We start from the raw sequence: 6,875 nt of genomic DNA on the forward strand, positions 1-6,875 counted from the left end.
CGGATTCAGGGATATAAGAAAAATGCATCTGGCATATTCGAATCTCCATCAGGCAAGCCGCTCTCATTTTCGCTTCAAGTGGTTGCTGGTTGGTCCGACTGGGACGAGCAGGCTGACCTAATTGCCAACGAACTGAAGCAAATCGGTATCCAAGTAACCGTGCATCAGCTGCAGCAAAGCGCGTACACCAACTTGCTGGTGACGAAAAAATATGATTTGGCGATGTCTTGGTCGAACATTGGTCCGACACCGTACTATTACTACGAGAATATGTTGGCTTCGAACGGTGGATGGAATGTAGAAGGGCTTAAGAGCACGGTTGTGGACACGGCGTTGAGCAATTTTGAGAAAACCACAAATCTGTCTCAGCAAAAGAAACAGATCTACCAGTTGGAGAAATATGCGGCGGAGCAGCTTCCGACAATTCCTTTGGTGAACAACGCAATCTGGTATGAATACAGCACTGCCGAGTATACGGGATGGCCGACAAAGGACAATCCTTACGTCGACCCTTCCATTGTAAACAACTTTACGCCTGCCATAATAGTTTCAAAGCTTAGGCCGGTTTCTGATCAATGAGCCAAACTTTGACCGGGGACAAGACAGGTAGGTGCGAAATGCATTACGAGAACCCAATCATTCCGGGGTTTTATCCAGACCCGAGCATTTGTCGCGTGGGAGCGGAGTACTACATCGTAACGAGCAGTTTTGAGTACTTCCCCGGAATACCCATTTTCAAGAGCAACGACATGGTTTCGTGGGAACAGATTGGATATGTTCTGACGAGGAGAAGTCAATTGACGTTGGACGGGGCTTACCGGTCTGGGGGCATTTTTGCCCCCACCATTCGACATCACAATGGAAGGTTCTACGTCGTAAGCACGAATGTTTCACACGGAGGAAACTTCCTCGTATGGGCGGAAAACCCTCGCGGGCCCTGGTCTGATCCGATATGGATAGATCAGGAAGGCATCGATCCTTCCCTCTTGTTTGACAATGAAAAAGTGTATTTTTCCAGCACAGGCGTGGATCCTACGAGTGGAGAACCTGGAATTTGCCAGTGTGAGATAGACATTGAGACCGGGCAGAGGCTTACCGAATCTCGATTGATATGGAAGGGAACTGGAGGCGCCTATCCGGAAGCGCCGCACCTGTATCGAATTGGCGGCATGTACTATCTGATGATTGCGGAAGGCGGAACCGAATACGGACATATGGTCACCATCGCCCGAAGCTCGTCGCCATACGGCCCATTTGCTCCTTGCCCCAGCAACCCTATTCTTTCTCACAGGAGCCTAGATCATCCTATTCAAGCGACTGGCCACGCAGATCTCGTTGAGGATACGGATGGTCAATGGTGGTTGGTCTGTCTTGGAATTCGTCCAGTTGGTTACCCAAAGTGTCATCATCTCGGCCGCGAGACATTCCTGACCCCATTTTTGTGGAATTCACAGGGGTGGCCAGAGGTTGGAGACCACGGTCGCGTCCATCTTAGCATGAACACTCCGGGTCAAGCGGGAAGCCAACAGGTGATTGCTCATATGGGCCGCGATGACTTTGACGCTCCAGCGCTCGGCCTAGATTGGAACTTTCGACGCAACCCATCTCCGGACGATTGGTCGCTTACCGAGCATCCTAGCAGTCTTACGCTCCATGGGCCATCCGCCTGTTTGGACACCGAGCGCGAGTCCCCAGCCTGGGTTGGTGTACGTCAGCGACATTTTTGGTGCCAGTTTCAGGCAGTCATGGAGTTTGATCCGGTTCAAGAAAATGAGGAAGCCGGATTGACCGTGTTTATGAACGAACAGTTTCACTATGATATTGGAGTTGGCTATCGGGATGGCGAGAGGTGTGTATTCTTTCGAAGAACATTAGGCACCTTGCAAAAGGTGGAGTACTGCGGTGCGATACAGGAAGGGGCGGTCATTCTGGAAGTGACGGCCGATCAACATGGCTACGAGTTTAAATACGGCCATCACGAACGTCACATGAACCGCGTAGGCGCTGGGGAAACGCGCTACCTGTCTACGGAAGTCGCCGGCGGTTTTACAGGGACATTTTTTGCTCTGTACGCCACGGGGAATGGTCGACGATCCACAACCCCTGCTCATTTTGATTGGGTGGAATATAGCGTATCTGGCGGTAAATGAGTTCGCCATAAAGATTGCCCCTTATGCGAGAACGGGTTGACTAATCCAACGCTCGTGCTATTGTAATCATCAAAGTGCATATCGGAGAGGCGCTAGGGGTGCCGTACAGGCTGAGAAGTTTTATGCTAACCCTTACTTACTCGATCTGGATAATACCAGCGTGAGGAAGTGCCAATGAGTAAAGGCCTCTTTTTTGCGTATTGCCGCGCAAACAGGAGGCTTTTCGTGTTTTCGGTGCTGGACGCTCGCCTCATGGTTCCCCCGGCGCAGTCTGCGGCGATGCATACGAAACGAGGTGTGTCGATGTATTCCAGCATTGCGAATCATGTTGCGCGCGCGCTCACGATAGCTGGCTCGGACAGCGGCGGAGGCGCCGGAATTCAGGCGGATTTAAAGACGATGCAGCAATTCGGCGTCTATGGCGTGTCCGTCATCACGGCGTTAACGGCTCAGAATACGATCGGCGTTCAAGGTGTGTACGAAGTCTCGCGAGATTTCGTCGAGATGCAGCTTCATTCGGTTCTGACCGATATTGGGGCGGACGCGGTGAAGACCGGCATGCTCGCCAATGAAGACGCCATCGATGTCGTCGCCGATGTGCTCAGTGCCTATCGGGTGGGGAGCGTTGTGATGGATCCGGTGATGGTCGCGAAAGGAGGCGAGCGCCTTCTGGCCTCGTCGTCCGTCTCGGCCTTGTGCCATCGGTTGCTGCCGAAAGCGGGCGTCGTCACGCCGAACGTTCCGGAAGCGAGCGTGCTGTGCGACAGGGAGCTTGCAACATGGGATGACTATCACGAGGCGGCGAGGCGGATCGCGGCGATGGGCCCGTCGACGGTGATTGTGAAAGGAGGGCACATGGCTCAGGAGGCGGTTGAAGCAACCGACTGGCACAAACACGTGAAGCATCCTGCATCGGTGGACATTGTCTTCAGCATGGGACAATGGACGTATTTTGTGACGCCAAGAGTGCAAACGGCCAACACCCATGGCACCGGATGCACCTATTCAGCGGCCATCACGTCCATGCTGGCCCGTGGTTCGACGGTCCTCGACGCCATTGCCGCAGCGAAACGCTTCGTCTATGGCGCCATTGCCAATGCTGTGCAGTGGGACGTCGGAAGTGGACATGGCCCGGTCGATCACTCCGCTCCGGCAAGGCCCGTCGACGGGATCGAAGCGGACGCCGTTTACGTTTTGGACAATTGGACATGGGTTCGTATTCGCTAAGCGAAAATCTTTACGAAGGTGGGATTCTGTTGAACGTCGGAACATGGCTGGACGCCGTACGGACACGGCGGCCCTTGGTACACAACATCACCAACCTGGTCGTCACGAATCTGTCCGCGAACGGTCTACTTGCAGTAGGCGCGTCTCCCGTCATGGCGCATGCGCACGAAGAAGTCGCGGATATGGCGAGTATCGCGCAAGCGCTCGTGCTCAACATGGGGACGCTGGATCGCGATGTGGTGGAGTCTATGCGAATCGCCGGCAAGGCGGCCAACCGCGCCGGGGTACCGATTGTGTTCGATCCAGTGGGTGTAGGCGCGACTCCCTACCGCAATCGAGTTGCCGCAGATATTGCGAACGAATTGAATCTCGCGGTGCTGCGTGGAAACGCAGGAGAGATGAGTGTCTTCCTCGGCCTCGACGCCGAAGTGAAGGGCGTGGATTCCGTCGCAGCCAACGACGCGCTGCCTGTCGCCATGAAGGAATACGCGCAGCGCACGGGAACGGTTGTCGTTGCCACGGGTCCCGTGGATTACGTGGCGAGCGGGGAGCATGTCTGGAAGTTATCGAACGGGCATGTTTTGCTGACGACCATCACCGGTTCGGGTTGCTTGCTGACCGCCCTCATCGGGGCGTTCGTTGGCGCAGCGGGCAAAAACAGTGCGACGGCAACGTATGCACAAGCGTGCATCGCGGCGATCACGACCTACAATGTAGCCGCCGAGCGCGCCGCCAGCCAAAGTCACGGGCCAGGTTCCTTCCAGGTGCAGCTGTTTGACGCGCTGTACCACATCACGGGAGAAGACGTGGAGCGGGCTGCCGTGATGGAACAAGACCTGTAAATATACGACTGAAGATTCGAGGGATGATCATGGAATTGGCCGAACGTTTGCGAATGTACGTTGTCACCGATGATCGAGATGACATCGATTCCCTCATCAGCCGCGTGCGCCAGGCGATTCTGGGCGGCGCGACGACCGTCCAACTGCGGAGAAAGCGCGATGACGGCCGCCGGTTCGTGGAACTCGGGCATCGAATCCGGCAAGTGACCTCTGAACTCGGTGCGCTGTATATCGTCAATGATCGAGTGGACGTTGCGATGTTGACGAACGCCGACGGAGTTCATGTCGGCCAGACCGATATCGCTTGTCAGGATGTGCGCCGGCTCGTGGGGGACATGATTGTCGGCGTGTCAGTTGCGAATCTGGATCAGGCGATGGCCGCTGTGGCGGCCGGCGCAGACTACCTTGGCGTCGGCTCGATGTATTCGACGTCATCCAAGTCCGACGCGGTGGTGTGCGGGTTATCGACACTCTACGAGATTGCGGCGTCCGTGTCGATCCCGATTGTGGCCATCGGCGGGATCACGGCAGACAATGCGGCGGAGGTCATGCGATCTGGCGCGGATGGCATAGCTGTCGTCTCAGCCGTCATGAGCGCGTCGGATCCTCTGCAGGCTGCGAAGGATCTGCTCCGCATTTGCCAGCAAGCAACATCATGAAGGTGCCCGGCGGAGCAGTTCGATGAAGCAGCGGGATCGGGAGACGGGACAAGGAGTGTGAGGCCGTGTATTCGAGAACATTGCGTGAGCAGGCTGACCCGATTTGGCAGAGGAGTTTTGACCATCCGTTCGTACGCCAAATCGCCGATGGAACATTGCCAACGGAAACATTCGCCCACTATGTACGAAACGATTCCTATTATCTGAAGGTGTTTGCCCAGGTGCAGGCCATGGCGGCGTCCAAGGCGCGCGATCTCTCCACCATTGGGCGGCTCGCGTTTCATGCCCAATCGACCGTGGAAGCGGAACACGCCCTGCATGAAACGTTTTTCGATATGCTGGGTATTCGAAACGACGAAACCTTTCAGCCAGCCCCAACCGCATATAAGTACACGAGCCATCTGCTCTCAGTTGCGCACAACGGAACGGTTGGAGAAATTGTGGCCGCCATCTTGCCGTGCTATTGGCTGTATTGGGAAATCGGCCAGCGACACCGCGACGCCAAGCCCAATCATCCGATATACGACAAGTGGGTTGAGACCTACGGCAACCATCGGTTCGGCGATCTCGCCCAAGAACAAATAGCTCGTCTCGATGAACTGGCGGAGCAAGCGACGGATCGAGAACGCCATCGAATGGAACAGTGGTTTCTGATATCGAGCCAATACGAATTGGAGTTTTGGGAAATGGCGTACACGCTCGAAACCTGGGCGTTCAAATCCCAGTGAACTTGGTGTTTCGAGCTGTGCTGAGGAAAATACCTGCTCAATTTTCGGTGCTGTACACGCGCATGGTGCGTTAGTATGGCGGTGGATACCATCGCGTGTTATGGAGGAGCGGCATGGCGCTTATGGCGGACTTTGACGGTACGAAGGAACGTATTTCGGCTCAGAAGCAACGGGAGTACTACAAGGCTCTCGTGGAGCGGCGCTCAGATTATGAAGGCGTATTTTACGTCGGCGTCACGTCCACCGGGATCTTCTGTAGACCGACCTGTCCTGCGCGGAAGCCCAAGTTTGAACACTGTGAGTTCTTTCGTACGGCCCAAGAAGCTTTGCTGGCCTCCTATCGGCCATGCAAACGGTGCAAGCCGCTCTCGCATCCGGGCAAGGCGGCCGATATCGTGGAGAGACTCGTTGAAGCGATCGAGAGAAATCCAGAAAAGCGATGGATCGACGCCGACTTTGAAGCGTTGTCCGTGCATGCGTCGACCGCTCGACGGCAGTTTCGCAAGCGCTTCGGTATGACGTTCGTGCAGTACGCGCGTGCGAGGAGGCTGGGTATCGCGATGAAGGAAATTCGCGGTGGGGAATCTGTGATCAAAGCGCAACTTGAAGCAGGTTACGAGTCAGGCAGTGGTTTCCGCGACGCGTTTTCACGCATCATGGGAACGCCGCCATCGCGTATTGAGACTGGGAAGGTGTTGTTCGCACACTGGCTCGATACGCCGCTTGGGCCGATGCTGGCCATCGCGGACGACGAAGGACTGTATTTGCTGGAATTTGTGGATCGGCGCGGGCTGGAACGTGAAATTGAACGACTTCGGCAGCGGACCAAGTGCGCAGTGATCCCCGGTCGGACATCGCCGATCGACACGATTGAACGCGAGCTGGCGTCGTATTTCGCGGGCTCGCTGGATTCGTTTACCACGCCCGTTCACGTGCTGGGCACACCGTTTCAACGGCGCGTATGGGACGAGTTGAGAAAGATTCCGCTGGGTGAGACGAGATCATACAGCGAAATCGCCGCAGCCATCGGCAATCCTGCGGCAGTGCGCGCGGTGGGACGAGCCAACGGTTCCAATCAGTTGGCCATCATCATACCGTGCCATCGCGTCGTCCAGCAAGATGGCACGCTCGGCGGATACGGCGGCGGTTTGGCGCGGAAGCAGTGGCTGCTGGAGCACGAGACGCGGGCCGGCGGGGGGAGGGCCGGCGGGCGCGATCGCGACGGCGGGCGAGGTGAGCGGAGGTGAACGGAGGTGAACGGAGGTGCAT

The 6,875-nt window shown here is 56.1% G+C and carries 7 protein-coding genes and 1 riboswitch; all 7 genes read left to right on the forward strand.

From position 1 onward, the window contains the following. Positions 1-579 (forward strand): ABC transporter substrate-binding protein (locus tag AAC01S_RS17865; protein ID WP_245630284.1); only part of this gene is annotated, 579 nt, incomplete at its 5' end. A gap of 38 nt (positions 580-617) precedes the next feature. Next, positions 618-2,150 (forward strand): glycoside hydrolase family 43 protein, encoded by a 1,533-nt coding sequence (locus tag AAC01S_RS17870; protein ID WP_067625702.1) that lies wholly within the window; start codon positions 618-620, stop codon positions 2,148-2,150. A gap of 84 nt (positions 2,151-2,234) precedes the next feature. Continuing rightward, a riboswitch (TPP riboswitch) is annotated at positions 2,235-2,334 on the forward strand. A gap of 41 nt (positions 2,335-2,375) precedes the next feature. After that, positions 2,376-3,377 carry a bifunctional hydroxymethylpyrimidine kinase/phosphomethylpyrimidine kinase gene (gene thiD, locus AAC01S_RS17875; protein ID WP_306307199.1) on the forward strand — a complete coding sequence of 334 codons (1,002 nt, stop codon included), beginning with the start codon at positions 2,376-2,378 and terminating at the stop codon, positions 3,375-3,377. After that, the gene (thiM, locus tag AAC01S_RS17880; protein ID WP_157071281.1) at positions 3,359-4,219 is read left to right on the forward strand and encodes a hydroxyethylthiazole kinase; all 861 of its coding nucleotides are present in this window, start codon (positions 3,359-3,361) and stop codon (positions 4,217-4,219) included. The genes thiD and thiM overlap by 19 nt, the downstream gene beginning before the upstream one ends. Positions 4,220-4,248: 29 nt before the next feature. Then, positions 4,249-4,878: a thiamine phosphate synthase gene (gene thiE / locus AAC01S_RS17885; protein WP_245630285.1), complete on the forward strand. Its 630-nt coding sequence runs from the start codon at positions 4,249-4,251 to the stop codon at positions 4,876-4,878. Positions 4,879-4,943: 65 nt separating this feature from the next. Then, the gene (gene tenA, locus AAC01S_RS17890) at positions 4,944-5,606 is read left to right on the forward strand and encodes a thiaminase II (RefSeq protein WP_067625708.1); all 663 of its coding nucleotides are present in this window, start codon (positions 4,944-4,946) and stop codon (positions 5,604-5,606) included. Positions 5,607-5,719: 113 nt separating this feature from the next. Continuing rightward, positions 5,720-6,853 (forward strand): bifunctional transcriptional activator/DNA repair enzyme AdaA, encoded by a 1,134-nt coding sequence (locus AAC01S_RS17895; protein WP_370670844.1) that lies wholly within the window; start codon positions 5,720-5,722, stop codon positions 6,851-6,853. Positions 6,854-6,875: the final 22 nt, after the last annotated feature.

Origin of the sequence: Alicyclobacillus acidiphilus NBRC 100859 (assembly GCF_001544355.1) — a bacterium.
Taxonomy (GTDB): Bacteria; Bacillota; Bacilli; order Alicyclobacillales; family Alicyclobacillaceae; genus Alicyclobacillus; species Alicyclobacillus acidiphilus.